Source organism: Cognatundibacterium squillarum (genome assembly GCF_014652435.1).
Lineage (GTDB): Bacteria > Pseudomonadota > Gammaproteobacteria > Burkholderiales > Burkholderiaceae_D > Undibacterium > Undibacterium squillarum.
Window position 1 is genome coordinate 506,727 of the sequence record NZ_BMYU01000002.1, and the last position, 19,699, is coordinate 526,425.

Annotated in this window: 13 protein-coding genes and 1 riboswitch; of the genes, 2 read left to right on the plus strand and 11 right to left on the minus strand. The window is 52.2% G+C overall.

The window, feature by feature from the left end; all coding sequences use genetic code 11:
• Window positions 1-6 precede the first annotated feature (6 nt).
• A complete protein-coding gene (locus tag IE092_RS06475) occupies window positions 7-1,281 on the minus strand; it encodes an MFS transporter (RefSeq protein ID WP_189356210.1) in 1,275 nt (424 codons plus the stop codon).
• A gap of 675 nt (window positions 1,282-1,956) precedes the next feature.
• A riboswitch (cyclic di-GMP riboswitch) is annotated at window positions 1,957-2,042 on the plus strand.
• Between the two features lie 55 nt (window positions 2,043-2,097).
• On the opposite strand from IE092_RS06475, the gene IE092_RS06480 reads away from it, so the two are divergent.
• Both IE092_RS06480 and IE092_RS06485 read left to right on the plus strand, forming a co-directional pair.
• On the plus strand, window positions 2,098-4,728 hold the full coding sequence (locus IE092_RS06480; RefSeq protein ID WP_189356211.1) for a S53 family peptidase: 2,631 nt from the start codon (window positions 2,098-2,100) through the stop codon (window positions 4,726-4,728).
• Window positions 4,729-5,169: 441 nt separating this feature from the next.
• The gene (locus IE092_RS06485) at window positions 5,170-10,113 is read left to right on the plus strand and encodes a DEAD/DEAH box helicase (protein WP_189356212.1); all 4,944 of its coding nucleotides are present in this window, start codon (window positions 5,170-5,172) and stop codon (window positions 10,111-10,113) included.
• Window positions 10,114-10,551: 438 nt separating this feature from the next.
• Here IE092_RS06485 and IE092_RS06490 read toward each other — a convergent pair whose 3' ends face one another.
• The 10 genes from IE092_RS06490 to IE092_RS06535 are packed head-to-tail and all read right to left on the minus strand — an operon-like array spanning window position 10,552 to window position 19,477.
• Window positions 10,552-10,818, minus strand: coding sequence for a YkgJ family cysteine cluster protein (locus tag IE092_RS06490; RefSeq protein ID WP_189356213.1), 267 nt, complete (start codon window positions 10,816-10,818; stop codon window positions 10,552-10,554).
• A 33-nt stretch (window positions 10,819-10,851) separates the two neighbouring features.
• On the minus strand, window positions 10,852-11,505 hold the full coding sequence (locus IE092_RS06495; protein ID WP_189356214.1) for a serine O-acetyltransferase: 654 nt from the start codon (window positions 11,503-11,505) through the stop codon (window positions 10,852-10,854).
• A gap of 33 nt (window positions 11,506-11,538) precedes the next feature.
• Window positions 11,539-12,525 carry a glycosyltransferase family 2 protein gene (locus tag IE092_RS06500; RefSeq protein ID WP_189356215.1) on the minus strand — a complete coding sequence of 329 codons (987 nt, stop codon included), beginning with the start codon at window positions 12,523-12,525 and terminating at the stop codon, window positions 11,539-11,541.
• 26 nt (window positions 12,526-12,551) lie between these two features.
• On the minus strand, window positions 12,552-13,757 hold the full coding sequence (locus IE092_RS06505) for a glycosyltransferase family 2 protein (protein ID WP_189356216.1): 1,206 nt from the start codon (window positions 13,755-13,757) through the stop codon (window positions 12,552-12,554).
• 22 nt (window positions 13,758-13,779) lie between these two features.
• A complete protein-coding gene (locus IE092_RS06510) occupies window positions 13,780-14,382 on the minus strand; it encodes an acyltransferase (RefSeq protein ID WP_189356217.1) in 603 nt (200 codons plus the stop codon).
• 1 nt (window position 14,383) lies between these two features.
• Entirely contained in the window at window positions 14,384-15,610 is a 1,227-nt protein-coding gene (locus tag IE092_RS06515) for a glycosyltransferase family 4 protein (RefSeq protein ID WP_189356218.1), read from the minus strand.
• Window positions 15,611-16,867 (minus strand): glycosyltransferase family 4 protein, encoded by a 1,257-nt coding sequence (locus IE092_RS06520; protein ID WP_189356219.1) that lies wholly within the window; start codon window positions 16,865-16,867, stop codon window positions 15,611-15,613.
• 3 nt (window positions 16,868-16,870) lie between these two features.
• Window positions 16,871-17,446, minus strand: a complete 576-nt coding sequence (locus IE092_RS06525) for an acyltransferase (RefSeq protein ID WP_189356220.1) — start codon at window positions 17,444-17,446, stop codon at window positions 16,871-16,873.
• Window positions 17,430-18,434: a glycosyltransferase family 2 protein gene (locus tag IE092_RS06530; RefSeq protein ID WP_229793064.1), complete on the minus strand. Its 1,005-nt coding sequence runs from the start codon at window positions 18,432-18,434 to the stop codon at window positions 17,430-17,432. Before IE092_RS06530 ends, IE092_RS06525 begins: the two co-directional genes overlap by 17 nt.
• The gene (locus tag IE092_RS06535; protein ID WP_189356222.1) at window positions 18,431-19,477 is read right to left on the minus strand and encodes a glycosyltransferase family 4 protein; all 1,047 of its coding nucleotides are present in this window, start codon (window positions 19,475-19,477) and stop codon (window positions 18,431-18,433) included. The genes IE092_RS06530 and IE092_RS06535 overlap by 4 nt, the downstream gene beginning before the upstream one ends.
• Window positions 19,478-19,699: the final 222 nt, after the last annotated feature.

The following is a 19,699-nucleotide window of genomic DNA, read 5'->3' on the forward strand; positions in this document are numbered from 1 at the left end:
ATAAAATTAAGCTTTTGCCAGTGCAGCCTGCGCAGACAGCATGGATTCACGACGGAACTGATAGTGCATACCGACCAGCGACACACAGACGGTGCCGTACAGCAGCATGAAGCAGGAACTGCGCACACCGGTCAGATCCAGCGCTGCACCGAAAATAATCGGCAGAATAAAGCCGCCCAGACCACCGGCCAGACCGACGATGCCGGATACCGCGCCGATATTGCTCGAATATTCATCCGAGATAAATTTAAAGACCGATGCTTTACCAACCGCCATCGCAATACCGACGGTAAACATCAGGGCGGTGAACGCTTCGACGCCGATACCGATATGGAAGGTTTGCGGACCTTTGACGGTAATAATCGTGAAGTCGGTTTGCGGATACGACAGCAGGAAGAACGCAACCCAGCATACCCACATCACCCACCAGGTCACTTTGTAAGCACCGTAACGGTCAGACAGCCAGCCGCCGAGCGCACGCAGCACGCCGCCGGGTAAAGAGAAACAAGCAGCCAGCAACGCCGCTTGTTTCATATCCAGACCGTATTCAGTGACGTAGTACTTCACCATCCACAGGCTTAAGCCAACGTAGCCACCGAATACCACGGAGTAATACTGGCAGTAACGCAGCACGCGGGAATCTTTCAGCATCGCCAGTTGCTGGCCGAGGCTTTCTTTGGAAGCGACCTGATGCGAAGGGTCGGATGCAGAAAAAATCCAGAACAGGATCGCCGTACCGAGCATCAGCGCCGCATAGACTTTCGGCACCATCATCCAGCCAGCACTGGCAATGATGACCGGCGCCACAAATTTATTGACAGCAGCACCGGAGTTACCGGCACCGAACACGCCCATCGCCAGGCCTTTGCGCTCCGGCTTGAACCAGCGTGCAACATACGGTGTACCCACCGAAAACGAGCCGCCGGCCAGACCGACAAACAAGCCCAGCACTAAGAAATGCCAGTATTCGGTGGCATAGCTGATCAGGTAAATCGGGATGACGGTGGCAAGCATCAGAATAAAAAACACAATACGACCACCGAAACGGTCGGTCCAGATACCGAGCGGTACCCGCACCAGCGATCCGGTCAGCACCGGCATGGCAGTCAGCAAACCAAACTGGGTTTCATTTAATTGCAGCGCGGTTTTGATCGGAATCCCGACCACACCGAACATCATCCAGATGGTGAAGCAGACGGTGAATGCCAGCGTACTGCTGCCGAGCACGAAGTATTTTTTTGACTCTGCAATGGGTGCAGAAGGTGGCACAGGTGTAGCCATTTTTTCTCTCACTTATTCTGTTAGTGGCACTATCAGATTCTAGAGAGCACAGCAAATTTGCCTATTCACCGGAAGACCAGCCGCCGCTAGTTATATTGCGGCCTGCGCTAGTCCTTTCGAACTAGCGGGCTGTCAGCTGAATATGGGGATTGGGGACGCGATATCCTTCGCCATCAGACGAGATCAGACGCCAAGCGGCCGCTGGCTTTCCGGTAAAGCCGGTAAATTTGCGCCGATCAGGCGATGCACTGTGCAGCTATCCGCATCAGGTAATTTGTGATGGCAAGACTTTCTGCCGACGACAGCGCAGGTGCTGTGCTAAACACCGCATTTCGCCCGATTTTGGTGCATTTTTGATGCCGGTAAATATGCCAGCCGCGCTGGTATGCAATGCGGACATGCGCGCTGCTTGCAAGTTGTTACAAGAATGTGGAATTGGCTGGAAATCAGCGATTCAACGCTGGATTTTGTGACAAAAATACCGCAACGCGGCATCTCAGAATGTGAAGTAAACGACAAAATTTTCGTAAGAATTATTTAAATCATTGGCCGGATAACAAGGTTTTTTGCGGAAACGTGATAAAGGTAACCATGTTTCTGAACAACCGCGACAATGTTTAACAAATTTTCTTAATTCGTAACGATTGTTACAGTCTACACTGGCAGGGTAATTTTTATTTTTGAGGGCAAACCCGTTGAAAATCGGGGACGCAAAGCTTCCGGCCTAAAGCACATGATGCAATGGCAGCGGGGTTGCCAGTCTGTAAGACTGTTCAGACTGACTGCGTGGTCCTCGCCCCAACTCTGGAGCGTACCATGACAATTTCTTCTTATTTGCAGCCTAAGACTTTTTCTGCAAGTACTATCACACTGGCCACGATCACTGCGATCGGGCTGGCAGGCTGTGGTGGCAGCAGCACACCAACAGCACAACAATCTAATAACACCGCTGCTGCAGGCATTGCTACCGCAACTACATCTTTCACCGTTCAGGTTCCTGCGGAAACCACCGTACCGGCGGAAGCACAAGCACTGACCGCAACGCCGACCTTCCACGTTGCCCCGGTTTTGCTGAATGAACCATCGGATGCTGACAAACTGCGTCCGGGCGCATCTGCCTCCATGCCTGCACATACCCAGAGCATTTCGGCTGCGCTGCAAGGTGTTTCCACCCGTGGCCTGACCGTATCGCAAATCGCACGTAAAGAATTCGTCCAGAACGGCAGTGCCAGCGCGGCGCGCTTCCAGCCTGCCGCCGGCATCAGCGCCGCCGTAACCACCTATACACCGGCACAAGTCCGCGCTGCTTATAACCTGCCAGCACTGCCAGCCAGCTTCACTGGCTTAACTGCTGCACAGTTAGCGCAGTTCGGTGCCGGTCAGACAATTTACATCGTCGATGCGTACCACAACCCGAATGCTGCAGCGGAACTGGCTGCATTCAACACCAAATTCGGTCTGCCGGGCTGCACCACCAAACAGTACACCGTTGGCACTGCCCTGCCATTACCGGCACCGGCAGCGAATGCCTGTGAATTCGGTATCGTGTATAACACCGCTGCAGGCGGCATTACCAACACCGCACCCGCTTACAACTCCGGCTGGGCGACAGAAATCAGTCTGGATGTGCAATGGGCACACGCCATTGCACCACTGGCACGTATCGTTCTGATCGAAGCACCGGATGCATCGATTAACAGTCTGGTCGGCGGTGTGAATCTGGCGAATGCAATGGGCCCGGGCGCAGTCTCGATGAGTTTCGGCGCGAACGAAGGCACGTGGACCAGCTCCGTCGACAGTGCATTTGCCAACACCAAAATGACTTATCTGGCGGCTACCGGCGACAATGGTGTTTCCGTCAGTTGGCCTTCTGTCTCGACCAAAGTACTGGCCGTCGGCGGTACCAGCCTGACCTACTCCGGCACCGGCACACGCTCTGAAGTGGCATGGTCCGGCACTGGTGGCGGCATCAGTGCTTACGTTGCCACCCCGTCTTACCAGACCAGTGCCGTGCCGGGTATGGGGACACCGGTACGCCGTACCGTGGCCGATGTGTCGATGAATGCGAATCCGAATACCGGACAATACGTTGCCGTCATCAATCCGGGCAGCACCACTGTGAACTGGATCAGTGCCGGTGGCACCAGTATGTCCACGCCACAATGGGCGGGTATCGTGGCGATGGCCAATGCCGTCCGCGCAGCATCCGGCAAAGCGGTGATTGGTCAGGCACACAGCACACTGAATCAGACAATCTCCACCAACGCCACCAACTACGCCAAAGGCTTTCTGGATGTAACATCCGGCACCCACGGCACTTGCGGCACATGCTCTGCAAAAACCGGCTTTGATCAGCTGACCGGTCTGGGCACACCGAATGTGACTAATCTGGTGACCTTGCTGAACGATGGCGGCACTGTCGCAGCACCAATCGTCAACGGCGCTGCCATTTCCGGCACCACCGGCACACCTCTGACCTTCACTGCATCGGTATCCGCTGTGAATCCGGTTACCTACAGTCTGACTGGCGCACCAGCCGGTATGACCATCACCACCGCAGGTGTTGTTAGCTGGAGTACACCAGTGGCAGGTACCTACTCTGTCACCGTCAAAGCCACGGATACGAAAACCGGTCTGACGGGTCAGGGCGTGTACACCGTTACCGTGAAAGCACCACCGCCACCGACCGTGACAGCAGCAACTGTGACCGGTATGGCTGGCAAAGCACTCAGCTACACCGTGGCCTACACCGCACCGAATCCCGTGACCTTCACCCTGTCCGGTGCACCATCCGGCATGAGCATCAGCAGCACCGGTGTGATCAGCTGGACATCGCCTGTCCTCGGCACCTACAACGTGACCGTCACCGCCAAAGACAGCAAAACCGGCTTCACCGCCAGCGCCGTTGTCAGCGTGAAAATCAGTGCAGTACCGGCACCGGTGGTAACAGGTAAAACCGTCAGCACACTGGTCGGTGCGACTGTCAGCGAAACTGTCGCAGTCACTGCCTACAATCCTGTGAACTACAAACTGACAGGCGCACCATCCGGCATGACGATCAGCACTACAGGCGTGATCAGCTGGAAACCGGCAGCCGCTGGCACCTATACCGTCACCGTGACAGCAACTGACAGCAAAACCGGCCTCAGCAGCAGCGCGAACGTGGTCTTCAATGTCACCGCCAACGGCATCACCATTAATGCACCGGCAATCACCGGCAGCGTTGGTAAAGCACTGAGCGGCAGTATCAGCATCACAGATCCGGGCGTTGCGTGGGTATCGGTCTCCATCTCTGGTGTACCACTGGGCATGAGCTTCTCGATGACAGGTCTGACCATCAAATCTTACTGGGGTTATCCGGTCGCCGGCACCTACTCGCTGAAAATCACCGTCACCGATTCAGCCGGTAAAACCGCCACCGCAACCCAAACCATCACGATCAAGTAATTCTGGCCAAAACGAACGAGCAGATTAGCCAGCCGGGACAGGAGCGATGCCTGTCCCGTTTTTTTGCCTGAAACAGACAGCGCAAGGCAACACACACTCCGCCGCAGACCCGTCAACCACAGACACTTACTATGCAGCTATCCGCATCTGCAATTTACAGACAGCCAGACTTTCTGCCGACAACCGCCGGATTGCTGTGCTGAATACCGCATTTGGGGTGTTTTCTACGGTTTCTCAGCATTTCTGCAAGATCCTGAACAGACTTAACGTCAAGCACTCGTCACAACACTCGCCTTAACCCTTTGCTTGCACACCGAATATTTCAGAACAAGCACCTATTTTCTCGTCTAAAAACTGTAGAATTGGCGCGATCAAAAAATTGGTGAACTTGCAAATATTTTGCAACGTCACAAATCAACTATTTCGCAATAACTACACGCCATGACATTAACTCCTTTGCAATCACTTTTAAAAACATATCGCGATGCTGCCGTTACAGAACGGGAGAAAGGAACATACTTTGAGGAATTGATCGTCTGCTACCTTCGCAACGAAGCGACATACGCAGACCTGTATAGCCGTGTGTGGACTTACGCGGAATGGGCCAAAGAACAAGGATTAGACGCGAGAGATACGGGCATTGATCTGGTCGCGCAGACCAATGGCACGAACGAATTCCATGCGATCCAGTGCAAATTTTATGCTGATGATTATCGTGTGACAAAATCAGACATCGATAGCTTCTTTACCGCCTCCGGCAAAAAGCCGTTTACACATCGGATTATTGTCACCACGACCAATAACTGGAGCGAACATGCAAACGATGCGCTACAAAACCAGCAGCCCCCTGTCAGCAAAATTGATCTACATGATCTTGAAAACAGCCAGATCGACTGGTCCGCATATCAGCCGGAAAAAACACCGGCATTAAAAGCCAAAAAGCAGCTCAGGGAACATCAAATCAGTGCCCTGGCTGCAGTTGAAAAAGGACTGGCTACGGCGGAGCGCGGCAAACTGATTATGGCCTGCGGCACAGGTAAAACCTTCACCAGTCTGAAAATTGCAGAAAAACTGGCTGGAAAAGGAAAGCGCGTCTTGTTTCTGGTTCCCAGCCTCTCCTTACTGTCACAAACCCTGACTGAGTGGACACAGGAAAGTGAAACACCGTTGCACAGTTTTGCAGTTTGTTCAGACAGTGAAGTCGGCAACAAGCGCAAAAAAGGCGACGACATCGTACAAACCTTTGCACACGAGTTACGCTACCCTGCAACCACCAATCCGCAACGCCTTGCTGCCGAAATGGCCAAACGGCATGACGCTCACCACATGAGCGTTGTATTCAGTACTTACCATTCAATTGACGTCATCAGCCGAGCACAAAAAGAAGCACTACTAGACCGCTTCGACCTCATCATCTGTGATGAAGCACACCGTACAACCGGTGCAACCTTTGGCGATGACGACGAATCCAATTTTGTCAAAGTGCATGACGCCGACTTCATCAAAGCCGAAAAACGGCTGTACATGACGGCAACGCCACGCATCTATGGCGAAATGGCAAAAGCCAAAGCGGATACCGACAACGTGGCGCTGTGCTCTATGGATGATGAATCTCTGTACGGCAAAGAATTGTTTGTTATTAATTTTTCTGAAGCAGTACGCCGCGAATTACTGGTGGATTACAAAGTACTGGTGCTTGCCGTTTCTGAAGATCACATCAGCGCCAACCTGCAAAAACTTTTGAAAAGCGAAGACAATCAGTTAAAAGTTGACGACGCCGCGAAAATTATTGGCTGTTGGAAAGGCTTATCCAAGCAAGATACGCTCGAAGACCTGTTTGACGACAAAGAACCAATGCGACGTGCGGTTGCCTTCTGCCAGGTCATTGAAAACACCGGTAAAAGCAAAGTTCACAAAGTCAGCTCTGTCAATATTGCCAATATGTTTTCCACCGTTGTGGAAGCCTACAAAGAGCAAATGTTTGAAGACAATCTGCCATCCGTCACGCTTAAATGTCAGGCAGAGCACGTTGATGGCGGCATGAACGCCAGCGAAAAAGAAACCAAACTGGCATGGCTGAAGGAAGAAACACCCGAAAACACTTGCCGCATTCTCAGCAATGTTCGCTGCCTGTCTGAAGGTGTGGACGTGCCAGCACTGGACGCCGTGCTGTTTCTGACGCCACGCAGTTCTCAGGTTGATGTCGTGCAATCGGTGGGCCGCGTGATGCGCCGTGCCGAAGGCAAAAAACGTGGTTATGTGATTCTGCCCGTTGTCATTCCATCCGGTATGGAAGCGCATGAAGCACTGGACGACAACGTAACCTATAAAGTGGTTTGGCAAGTACTGCAAGCATTGCGCTCACACGATGACCGCTTTGATGCAATGGTCAACAAAATGGATTTGGAACTGAATAAATCCATGCTGTCCAAAATGGAAGTGATCGCCATTTCCGACCATCTGAATAAAAAAGCGGCGAAAGGCAGCACCGGCAAAACAAATAAAGATGCTGGCAAAGGTAAATATCAAATCGGCGAAAACGTGCCGGGCTATACACCACAGGATCAGGGCGAACTGCAGTTTGAAATCGGTGAAATTGAACGCGCTATTTACGCCAAAGTCGTACAAAAATGCGGCAACCGCCACCACTGGGCAGACTGGGCAAATGACATTGCCAAAATCGCCCGCACCCACATCAGCCGCATTACCGCCATTATTGAAAATGAAGAGAATGTGGCGGAACGCGAAGCCTTCTTTGCCTTTGCCAATGAATTACGCGACGACCTGAACGACAGCATCACCGATGCCGAAGTCATCGAAATGCTGGCACAGCATCTGATCACCAAGCCGGTATTTGATGCACTCTTCAGCGATTACAGCTTTGCCTCCAATAATCCAATGTCTTGCGCCATGCAAAACGTGCTGGATATCCTGCAAGAGCACAGACTGGATAAAGAAGCCGATACGCTGCAACGCTTCTATGACAGCGTGAAAATGCGTGCCGAGGGCATCGACAAGGCCGAAGGCAAACAGAAAATCATCGTCGAGCTGTACGATAAATTCTTCCGCAACGCCTTCCCGCGCATGACCGAACGGCTGGGCATTGTCTACACGCCGGTTGAAGTGGTGGATTTCATCATCCATAGCGTGGACGATATTCTCAGAAACGAATTCGGTGAAAGTTTAAGAAGTGACGGTGTTCACATCATTGACCCCTTCACAGGCACTGGTACTTTCATCACACGCTTATTACAAAGTGGACTAATCCCAAAAAGGCAGCTTCCGGCAAAATACAAAGATCAAATCCACGCCAATGAAATTGTGCTGCTGGCCTATTACATCGCCGCCATCAATATCGAAGCGGTGTATCACAGCATCGTCGGCGGCGACTATGTGCCGTTTGAAGGCATTTGCCTAACAGACACTTTCCAGATGTACGAAAAGGAAGATTTAGTCGATCAACTACTGGTAGACAATAGTTCACGCCGCAAAAAGCAGAAGGCGCTGGATATTCGGGTGATTATTGGAAATCCGCCGTATTCTGTTGGGCAAGATAGCGCCAACGATAACAATCAAAACGTACCATATCCTGCGTTGGATAGCCGAATACGTGCCACTTATGCAGAAGCGTCGGAAGCGGGGAATGTACGAAATCTTTATGACTCCTATATTCGCGCCATTCGCTGGGCATCAGACCGTATTGGTAACAGCGGGGTGATTGGATTCGTAACTAACGCAGGCTTCCTTGAAGCCAATACGGCCGATGGCTTGCGTAAATGTTTAGCGGATGAATTTAGCAGTATTTATGTTTTCCATTTACGAGGTAATCAGCGAACATCGGGTGAATTGTCACGCCGTGAGGGAGGTAAGATTTTTGGTAGCGGTAGTCGCGCACCAATTGCGATCACCTTGTTAGTAAAAAATCCAGACGCCAAACAGCATGGTCAAATCTATTGGCATGACATTGGAGACTATCTTAGCCGCGAGGAAAAACTTGCGAAAATTACTGCACTTCACAGTGTCGCAAGTATCACCGCTGCCAATGGCTGGATTAATATTAACCCAGATGAACACGGAGATTGGGTTAGGCAGAGAGATGACAGTTTTTCTAAACTTGTTGCGATTGGCGACAAAAAAAATAGCGAGCTGAAGCTATTTGAAAATTTCACTCAAGGTGTTACTACCGCTCGTGATGCATGGTGCTATAACTACTCTAAAGATAATGTTGCATATAACATAAATAAAATGATTGACTTCTATAACGATGAAGTCAATAAATTTAATAAAATTCATCAAAATTCAAATAAGAAAGATCGAGAGTATTCAATTGATACATTCATCGATACTAATCCGAGCAAAATTAGCTGGACACGATCACTAAAGCAAAGTTTGCTAAAAAGAAACTATTTATTATTTAATATTTTTTCTTTAAATCGAAGTAGTTATCGACCTTTTACTAAACAGTGGCTTTATTTCAACAGAAATCTTAATGAATATGTGTATCAGCTCACTCGAATTTTTCCTACATCGAATGTAAGCAATATAGTAATTTGTGTCTCAGGAATTGGGGCTAGAAACTTTACTGCACTCATTACCGATTCTATTCCTTGCTTTGACAATATTGAAAAAGGACAATGTTTCCCCCTTTACTTGTACGCCAGTCAAGATGAGATTGAAGCAAAAAATACACCGCAAGGGGATTTGCTCTCAGACATTCAAGAGCAAGGTACGGAAAGCAATACTCAGGGCTACACCCGTAAAGATGCGATCACCGATGAAGGCTTGGCACATTTCCACGCGGCGTACCCAAATCACAGCATCAGCAAGGAAGACGTGTTTTATTACGTCTATGGCCTGCTGCATTCGCCTGATTACCGTGAGCGTTATGCTGACAATCTGAGCAAAGAATTGCCACGCATTCCTTGCGTGAAAACCTACGCCGATTTCCAAGCCTTCAGTCAAGCAGGCCGCGACTTGGCCGAGCTGCATCTGAACTACGAAACCGTAGCCATGTACCCAGCGCAAATTGCAGGCGGCTCGCTGCTGCTGAAAGACAGCGATTACCGTGTCGAGAAAATGAAATACGGCAAAAAGGGGAAAGACAAAGACCTGACTACGCTAATCTACAACGAAAAAATCACCATCACCGGTATTCCGCTGGAAGCATATGAGTATGTGGTGAATGGGAAGCCTGCACTGGATTGGGTTGTTGAGCGTCAGTGCGTCAGCACTCACAAAGACAGCGGGATCGTCAATGATGCGAATGACTGGGCGATTGAGACCATGCAGAATCCAAAGTATCCGCTGGAATTGTTCCTGCGCGTTATCACGGTATCGCTGGAAACCATGAAAATCGTCAAATCCTTACCGAAACTGGATATCTAATCCAAAGTAGCATTCAGGCGGATTGTTGCTGATTGCAATGTATTGGTCTTCGCGGTAGTGAATAAGCCGGAGTGCAAACACAATTGTGTTTTCGTTCCGGCTTTTTTTCAGGATGGAATAGAAGCGTTCTGTGCGCGTAACGGGTGCTATCTGCCGTATATCGCAGATTTGCGAAATTTATAGTCAAATCGGTGATTCCAAAGCGTTTTTTGGCGATTTTCCACCGTAAATTCACATTACTTCTGTGCAGGTATCCGCATCTGTCATTTACGGACAGCCAGACTTTCTGCCGACGACCGCCGGGTTGCTGTGCAGAATGCAGCATTTGGGGTGTTTTTAGCCGGTTTTCAGTACTTCTGAGTGTTTGCAGGCGCTGACTGACCGTTTATTTGCTTGTTTGATTACTTGTCCGCTGGACTTGCGGAAACGGCGCGGACTTCAGATAGCGGCGGGACGGGTGGCCTGTTCCAGCTCAGTCAGCCAGAACATCGCCTGTTCTCGGCTGGAGCCACACATTTCCTCAGAAGGTTGCAGACCGGCGCAGAACGCGGGGCGGTCGGGGTGGCCGAAGATCTTGCAGCGTTCATCTTCTCCCAGTTGTATGCAGCGCACACCGGCGGGTTTGCCGTTGGGCATACCGGGGATCGGGCTGGTGATGGAGGGGGCGATGCAGCAGGCGCCGCAGCGGTCACGGCAAATGCTCATGCCTGGTTTTCTTTCAAGGTGTTCGGGTAGGTCTTAAACGGCTGCTTCCGCTGCTGCTTCGCTGACGGTTAGTTTTTCAGAGGCTGCTGCCACCGGGTTTGCGGCATAAACACTTGCTGCGTGCTCGTCCGGTACGCCTGCCGCAGACTGTGCAGGTGCGGATTCACAGTCGGCCTGGCTTGCGGCATCTTTTTTGCGCAAAATGCGGGCCGGGATGCCGACTGCGATGCAGCCGGCGGGTACGTCCTGCAAGACCACGGCATTGGCACCGATCACAGCATCATCGCCGATCGTGATTTTACCGAGGATTTTAGCACCGGTGCCAATATCGACACGATTTCCTATCAGCGGTGCACCGGGCTGGCCGGTGCGGCGCAAACCGATGGTAACGCCATTGCGGATGACAACATCATCCCCAAGCACGGTATCACCGCTGATGATAATGCCGCCGAAATGTTCTATGGTCAGACGCTGGCCGATACGGGTTTCGCAAGGCAAATCTATACCGGTCAGGATTTGCACCCAGATTTTCAGGAATTTATACAGCAGCGAGAACGGTTTGCGCAGCCAGCCCCACGGCAAGGTATAGCGCCAGCGGCCAAAGCGGTAAACGCACATCACCCACATACCCTGCCGCCACGGGTCTCTTTCGTGGGTGATCCAGTCAGAACGCAGATTGTCGAACATAGGGCACCTGTCAGTCGGTGATGGTGAGTACGCTTACCATGGGCGCAGCGGGCTGTCATTACCGCCTTTGGTATCGCGCCAGGCTTGCCGCATCAGCTGTATGACGGAGCGGGTATCTGCAGTATGTTTGTGCCGCAGGGTACGCACCAGATGGCGCAAGCCGTTCCATGCAATTTCCAGCATGGCGTAACTCCATGCGATGAATTGTCCGTGGTGTTTACGGTAGTAGAGCAGCGCGCTGCGCATACGCCAGAGGGTGAGTTGTGATCCGCTTTTTGAAAAATGCTGATCACTGACGGCTTTGGAGCAAGCACCGCCGATATGCGTGACGCTGAGTTCCGGCCAGTACCAGATCTGGCAACCCTGTTGTTTAAGCCGGCGGCACAGATCCACTTCTTCATAATATAAAAAATAACGTTCATCAAACAATCCGGCGTCGCCCAGCGCGCTGCGGCGGATAATGGTGAACGCACCGGGAACCCAGTCGACCTGTGCCGCCTGCGCCGGATTGGCCCAGGTACGGTCAAAACGCCCACACAGACGGGAATGCGGGAAGCGCGACGACAGACCGCTCATCACCAGAAATTCATTCAGCAGTGACGGGAACAAACGGCCCGAAGGTTGCAGATGGCCTTGCGGATCGCTGAGTCTGGCACCCGCCAGTCCGACCTGCGGCTGTTCCTGCATGCGTTGCAGTGCCAGAGACAAAGATCCGGGCGTCAGAAAAGCATCGGGATTCAGCAGCAGAATATATTCACCGCGTGCATAGCGGTAACCGTAATTATTGCCACCGGCAAAACCGAGATTGAGATCGCTGCGGTACAACTGAAATGCCGGGAATTCAGCGCTGACCATTTCGGCGGAACCATCACGCGAAGCATTGTCGACCACGATGACTTCAGCTGCGCAGTGGCGAACTTCCTGTTGCAAACACTGCAGACACTGCCGGAGTACTTCTCTGGCATTGTAAGAAACAATGATGATGCTGAGTGCGACCGCATGGTTGTTGGTATCACGCATGATATTCTCCTCGTCTCCATTGAATATTAAGTGCCCAGATCATTGCGGCGGGTCCGGCGCCAGACCGCAGTACTGCGTGCATTCAGCAGCGACGCAGGCAGCAGCAGGATTTTCCAGATCAGATAAAACGGAACGAAGAACAGTGTCATTAAATAAGCCAGCGGTAAGCGTCCCAGCCACATCGCAGTCAGGACATGCGCTGCGACAACCAGCAGACCGGCCAGACCGAGAACCTGCAAAGACCAGTACGGTGTCAGCAGCAGAATCAGTAACAGGCTGACCTGATAAGACAGTGGCAGCAGTGTCAGTTCCAGCATCGGTTCAAATGCGCTGCTGCGTCCTTTCAGCCATTGCAGCAACAGTGATGGCAGGTGCTCACGTATCATGCGGAAGCGTCCGCCTTCCCAGCGGGTACGCTGGCTGCGCGCATGTTCTGCATTCACCGGCATCTCTGCCTTGACCACAGCATCTTCCAGAAAATCCACACGCACACCGTGCCAGGTCAGCACCAGATGGTATTCAAGGTCCTCCACCAGTGAACCGGCGGTATAAGGGATGTTTTCCACCACATCACGCCGCACGGCAAAACCGTTACCAAGTAAGCCGACCGACCAACCCAGTGCAGCACGACCACGCGGACGCAGCAGATTGAAGCCGCACATTTCAATTTCCAGCAAACGGGTGCGCAGCGAATCCGCCGAATTCAGTACCGCATAGCGGCATTGTATGGCTTCAGAGCCACAGGCAAACTGCTTACGCAGTGCGGAGATAAAGCCCGGTTGCAAAATGCTGTCGGCATCGACAATCAGAAAATAGCGATAGTCAGCATCGCCGGCAACCTTGCTGTCGCACAGCTGACTGAACGCATAATCCAGTGCATAACCTTTGCCACGGTGTACGTTGTCATGGCGCTCCAATACTCTGACGCCACAACGCCGGGCTACGTCCGCAGTGTTGTCGCTGCAATTGTCCGCAATCACGATCACATCGGTATTGCCATCCGCTATGGCTTTTGCCCGTAAATTATATAAAGTCCGCTCGATGTGCCAGCCTTCATTATGAGCCGGCACAATTAAGCCTATCCTGCCACCGGCGGGCGCTGCCACATCCGGTTTGCGCGGACTGAACAGACTGGCTCCGGTCAGAATCAGCAATAACAAGGTTCCGGGCAAAACCACCAGCGCCAGCGTAAAAGCCAGAAAGCAGCCCAGTATTGTCAGTAAGCTTGTCATGATGCGCTCCCTTGCTGAGGATTCAGCCGAAAAAAAATTGTATGCGTGCGTCGCGCAGCCCCGGACTGCCGGGGCCGTCATATTGCGGATGCAGTGCGGCGTCATCTGCCCACGGTAAGGTGCTGGTCTGTTCCTGCAAACGATGAATAAAACTTTCCGTATCGCCAATGATTCTGGCCGGTACACCTGCGGCGATTTTTCCGGCAGGCACATCTGCTGTGACCACGGCACCGGCGGCAATAATCACTCCGTCACCAATCGTGACACCGGGCATAATGATGGCCTGATGACCGACAAAAACATGATTGCCGATGACGATTTTGCCAACCTTGTCCAGCCGAAGCCCCTTCCATTGTTTAATCATATTCACACTGCCGTCATGCCCGAACAGTGTGCAACCGGTCAGATGAACGTTATCGCCGATGCAGACAAATTCCGGATCGGTAAATGTGACATTGGTCTGAATCACACACCCTTTGCCAAGACGATGAAAGCTGGCGTACTTTTCCAGATAGCTTGTCCACTCACGTCCGTCCGGACGGCAACTGCGGCGGTACAAACCCACACAGCGGTTGTGATGATGTGCCAGATAGCAGAACAAGCTGGCAAGAAGTCCTCTGCGCATACTACCTCCCGCTGAGCTGAGTTTTGAAAATCAGATCCAGTTGGCCGGTATTCCGGCGCAACTGAAAGTGATGCACTACTTTTTCTCTGGCTTGTAATCCCATACTAATACGCAGCGCCGGAGAATCAATCAATTGTGTTACACAAGTGTATAAACTTTGTAAATCTGAAGCCGGCGTCAGAAAACCGTTCTCACCGGACTCCACCAGTTCGGGAATTCCATTGATATTGGAGGTGACAACGGCAATACCACAGGCCATTGCCTCCATCAGCACCACAGGAATTCCTTCGGCAAATGAAGGCAGAATAAAAATGTCTGTTTTTGCGTATGCCTGCAGGATTTGTTCCTGATTCTGTGCACCGGCCATACTGACACAATCGTGCAAACCCATATCCTGTATGCCTTGCTGCAGATGCTTCTCATCCGGCCCGGTTCCTATCAGCGTCAGATGAAAGCGGTAACCAGCCTGCTGTAGCTTCTGACTTAACTGCAATAATAAGAATTGACCCTTAGCACTGGTTAAGCGTCCTACACAAAGCAGGCGACAAATATTTTCTGTCTTTGCAGGAATCGGCTGATAGCGTTCTGTATCGACACCGAGATATGAGATGTGAAATTTCGTCCAATGCGCAGGTGTACTCAACCGCATTAACTGACTGCGTGCAAAACTGGATATACAGATTATAAAATCTGACATTTCCACTTTTTGTGTCAGGCTGTGTTTTTCAACGTTATCGAATTCGTCCGGCCCGTGTATGGTCATCGATAAACCAACACCATAAAGATGTTTGACATACATACCGACATTGGCTGCTGCCGTACCGAAATGCACATGCAAATGCCTTATATTCTTTGCCCGCATGTATTTACCGGTCATCATGGCTTCAGTCAGATAAGCCAGATGCAGTAGTAATTGCGTAAGCGAACCATGCGCATTGCGCGAGACAGCGGCGAATGCTTTGCATAAGGCTGTCGGGTAACACACTGCAGTCCACAGAACAGCCATCAGGGCACCACGCCATCCATGCTGTTTCAGATAATAGGTTGTGCGCTGCTCGTTCTGCTCTGCCTCCGGCATCAAACCGGCAGCGAAATCCGGCGCATTCACTGAAACACAGGAAATGTCCCAGCCGGTTTCACGTAACTGCAGTACTTCACGCAGAATAAATGTGTGTGATACGGCCGGATAGCGGCTGATCAGATAGCACATGCTGAGGGCGGTTTTCATTCAGCAACCCTCCGCAATAATTTCCTGATACAGGTTACCTGCAGCGGCGACCTTCACATTCCATGCATACTGAGCTTCGATGCGCTGGCGCGCAACCCGCCCTTTTTCCGCCCATTCCTGCGGCGACTGTATAATGTGTTCCAGCGTACTGCTCAGATCCCGCACAATCTGCGCCTCGTCGTCCATGGGCAACAATGCGCCAACCTGCTCATCTACCACTTGTGCAGGGCCGCCGAAATTCAGGGCGATTACCGGACGGGCACAGGCCATAGCTTCGAGCAGTACCGCACCGCCGGATTCTCGCAGCGATGGCAACACCATCGCATGCGTGCTCTGCAGCAGAAATGCAACCTGAGGACGACTGAGATTACCGTAAAAACGTATTTGTTCTCCCAGCCCCAAAGCCTGAGCCCGGGCCTGCCATTCGGCGCGCAGCGGCCCGTCTCCGGCAACCGATAACTGTACGCGGTACCCGCGCTGCGTCAGTGCTGCGACGGCGTCAATCAGAAAGTTCAGTCCTTTGACCGCGACCAGACGTCCGACAAATGCGAGTTTCAGTATCCGTTCGCTACCCGGCATATATGGCCACGGCGCCGCAGTAAAGTCTTCCAGCGCCACACCGTTTTCACACATATACACACAGCGTGGCTGGTAAGCTGCCGGTACTTTATCGCGGGTAGTCGGATTACCGACCAGTATTCGTCTGGCATGGCGGCAGGAACCGATCAGGCGGTTAGCCAGGTATCCGAGGGCACGTACCGGGTTCAGCGCGGAAATCTCTGCCCTGATCTGGCGCCGGAACCCCGGTGGCTGACCCAGACCGCAATTCAGCGGCCCCAGAATCATCGGTACATCCAGCAGACCCAGTGCGGTGGGGGCAGCCAGCGTCACTGGTGTCACGCGGTGCAGAACTTCCCACTGGATTCCGCGTTTTTTCAGGCGGCGCAGCTGAAAGTATGCCGAAAGATCAAACAACATACAGTCCAGCGAACTGATTAAAAATACCGAGTGCTCGCTGTGCGGAAACAGAAATTTGGCGAACCGGTACAGGGGGCCTGCGAACCATTCAGTATCGACATAGATGATCTTTTCACCGAGATCGGATTTCTGCAACGCATCGCGGTTACGGATATGTGTTACCAGCGTTACGTCATAATCCAGCCGCAGCCTGGAATACCATTCCCAGCCAATTTGCGAAACCGATCCCATGCCATGGCCGCACTGATAAGCAATCAGTAAAATTTTATGCTTTTGCATGATCTACTCCCTGCGGGTTAATACGTTTCTGGCCGGTGCTCCCGCCACAACCGTGCCAGACAATACATTCCCGGTGACCACAGAATTCGCGCCGACAACGGCATAGTCTCCGATCTCCACGCCCGGCAATATCACCGCGCCGCGCCCTATCCAGACACATTTCCCGATGCGCACCGGCTGACTGCGAACACCGGAACCGCGTGGTGCGATTCCGGGGCCGAACTGATGATTTGCGTCCCGTATGCTGGTGTATTCACCAATCATGCTGCCACTGCCAATATGCACAGCGCTGTATGCGACCAGATGCACGCCGCGCGAAATCACGACGTCATCACCGATATGGATTTCTGCATCCTGGCGTGTTTCCAAATACAGCTGCGGATACAGATAAGCGTTTCTGCCAAAATACACCCTGTGCGTACCATGCAGTTCGGGTGTACCCAGAATGACATTGCTGGCATCAAAACCGGCCGGAAAATGAAAACGGCAATAGCTGTAGGCCCATAAATTTCTGACCCGTTCCAGCAGATTGCCGAGTTGCAGCAGCGGATACAGCAGATAACTAAATACGGTTTTCATGATCGCCTCCGCTGCGGTATTCAATCAGACGGCTGCGCACGCCGCATCGCTGCATCAGATAAAAACGCGACTGTCCGGCAGCAATTGCCATCAGCTGTAAATAGGAATGCAGTATGTACTGTGCTCTGATCCAAACAGAGCCGGACTTGTAGCGGCAGCGCAGTACAGCGCGCACCGGCATAGCCAACAGTAAAATCAGCATTAGCAGAGCATGAGGTTGCAGACAACTGGCAACGGCAGCCGCCAGCAACAGGGGTAACTGTAAGGCGCGCAGATAATTCTTCTGCACTTCATGCCGCCATAGCTCCCGCCCCTGACGACGACAAAGGCCGGAGACCTCAGCATAGGCATGACCCGCCCGGATCGCGCGCTTCCAGTAGGCGGCAAAACTGTGTATCCCGAGATCATGTAAGGTCATAGGAATATCGGCATGCAGTATTGTGCCGCCGCCAGCCCGTATCCGAGCGCACAGCTCCGGCTCTTCGCCAGCGATCAGCTCTGCACAGAACCCGCCGCTTTGCAACAGTGCGCTGCGCCGGAATAATGCATCACCACCGCAGAATGCAGTCTCTCCCGGAGCATAAATCCAGTCCATATCCAGCATACGGATATACCAGGAACTATGCGGTGCAAGTTCTCTGCGATGTCCCCAGACCACAGCCACGCTTCCCTGCATCGCCTGTGATGCCTGCGCCAGAAAGTCCGGATGCAGTACGGTATCGCCATCCAGAAACATCACATATCCGGCGTCCGACAAGCTGAAACCGGCATTGCGTGCACGCGCCGCACTCATGCGACCTGACTGAAGGCTGACCAGACGGCAGCCGGCACGGGTCGCAATGGCACAGCTGTCATCAGCAGAGTCTGAATCGACGTAAATGATGCTGCCGAGTTGCACGCCGTTGCTCGCTCTGACGGAGGCAATGCAGCGTGCCAGATGCTTCGCTTCATTTCTGCCAATGATCACAACATCAATCTGGTTGTTCATTTGCATTCTCCGATCAGGCGGATGTACTCGGGCATCTTTGCGCGCTGACTGAATTTCTGTTCCAGCGTCTGTGTGGCATTGACCGTAATCCGGTTCAGCTCTGCGGGAGCCAGCTGCCGTATCTTTGTCAGAACGCGGGCCAGATCTGCCGGATTGTTGGCCTGGTATAAAAAACCATTCCAGCCATCTCTGACGATTTCCGCGGTTCCGCCCTGATCAGGGACGCAGACCGGAATGCGCGCGCGCATCGCCTCAAGCACCACCAGTCCGAATGGTTCTTCCGGGCAGGTATGTATCAGTACATCGGCAGTAGCCAGTCTGGCCGGAATATCGTCGCAAAAACCTGTGAAGCGCACGTTCAGCTTTTGTTGCTGCGCAGTTTGCCGCAATGCCTGTTCACACCAGCCTGTCCCGCAGATATCAACCGGCATATCAGCCAGCATGGTGTTTCCGCTCAGCGCATGCAGCAGCAGGTCTATACGTTTGATCGGATCCAGTCGCGAAACCACAATTGCTTTGCGCACCGGCTCGGTAAACGCATGGTGAAACGGTGCCGGACCCGGCAGTAAAAAATTATGGATGACTGTGATTTTCTGCCCCGGCACGCCGTGTGCCAGCAAACGGCTGCGTACGTATTCGGACACGGCAACAAAACGCACTGGTAACCAGTTCAGCCATTTCTTCCGGCCGTAACTGCGACTTTCATCTGTGCCGCCATGTACCATGTGTACATGCTGCAAATCTGCACGGTACAGCAAGGCCAACAGACATGCGCAAACCGAATGACTGACCGCAGTAGAGAAAAATGCAATCGATGAATATTCTGAAAATACCAGAGCCAAAATTGACAGCAGTTCACAGTTATTTCGGAAACAGTGCGTCTGTATATGGAACCTTTCGGCAACTGCCGAAATCTTTCCCGGCGGACAGACCAGAATCAGTGGCATGCTGTCTTTTTGCGCCAGCATGGTCGCCAGTGCCATACGCTCCGTCCCAAACATTTCGCCACTGTGCAGCACATATACCAGCGCCCGGTTTTGCATGTCAGCCTCCCTGTTCTTGCTTATCTGCATTTAATGACAAACAGCAGGGCAATTGTGTCGGACTTGCAAACTGTTTGCGAAATCATGTACTGCAAAAAATTTTACGGTGGCTGCCAGCAGTTCGCTGCAACGCAATATTTCTTCCGGCATATTTTTACTGCCAGGGGAAGTCGGAGCTGATACGGTTGACGACAACCGGCATCGCGTTTGCATGAAATATAC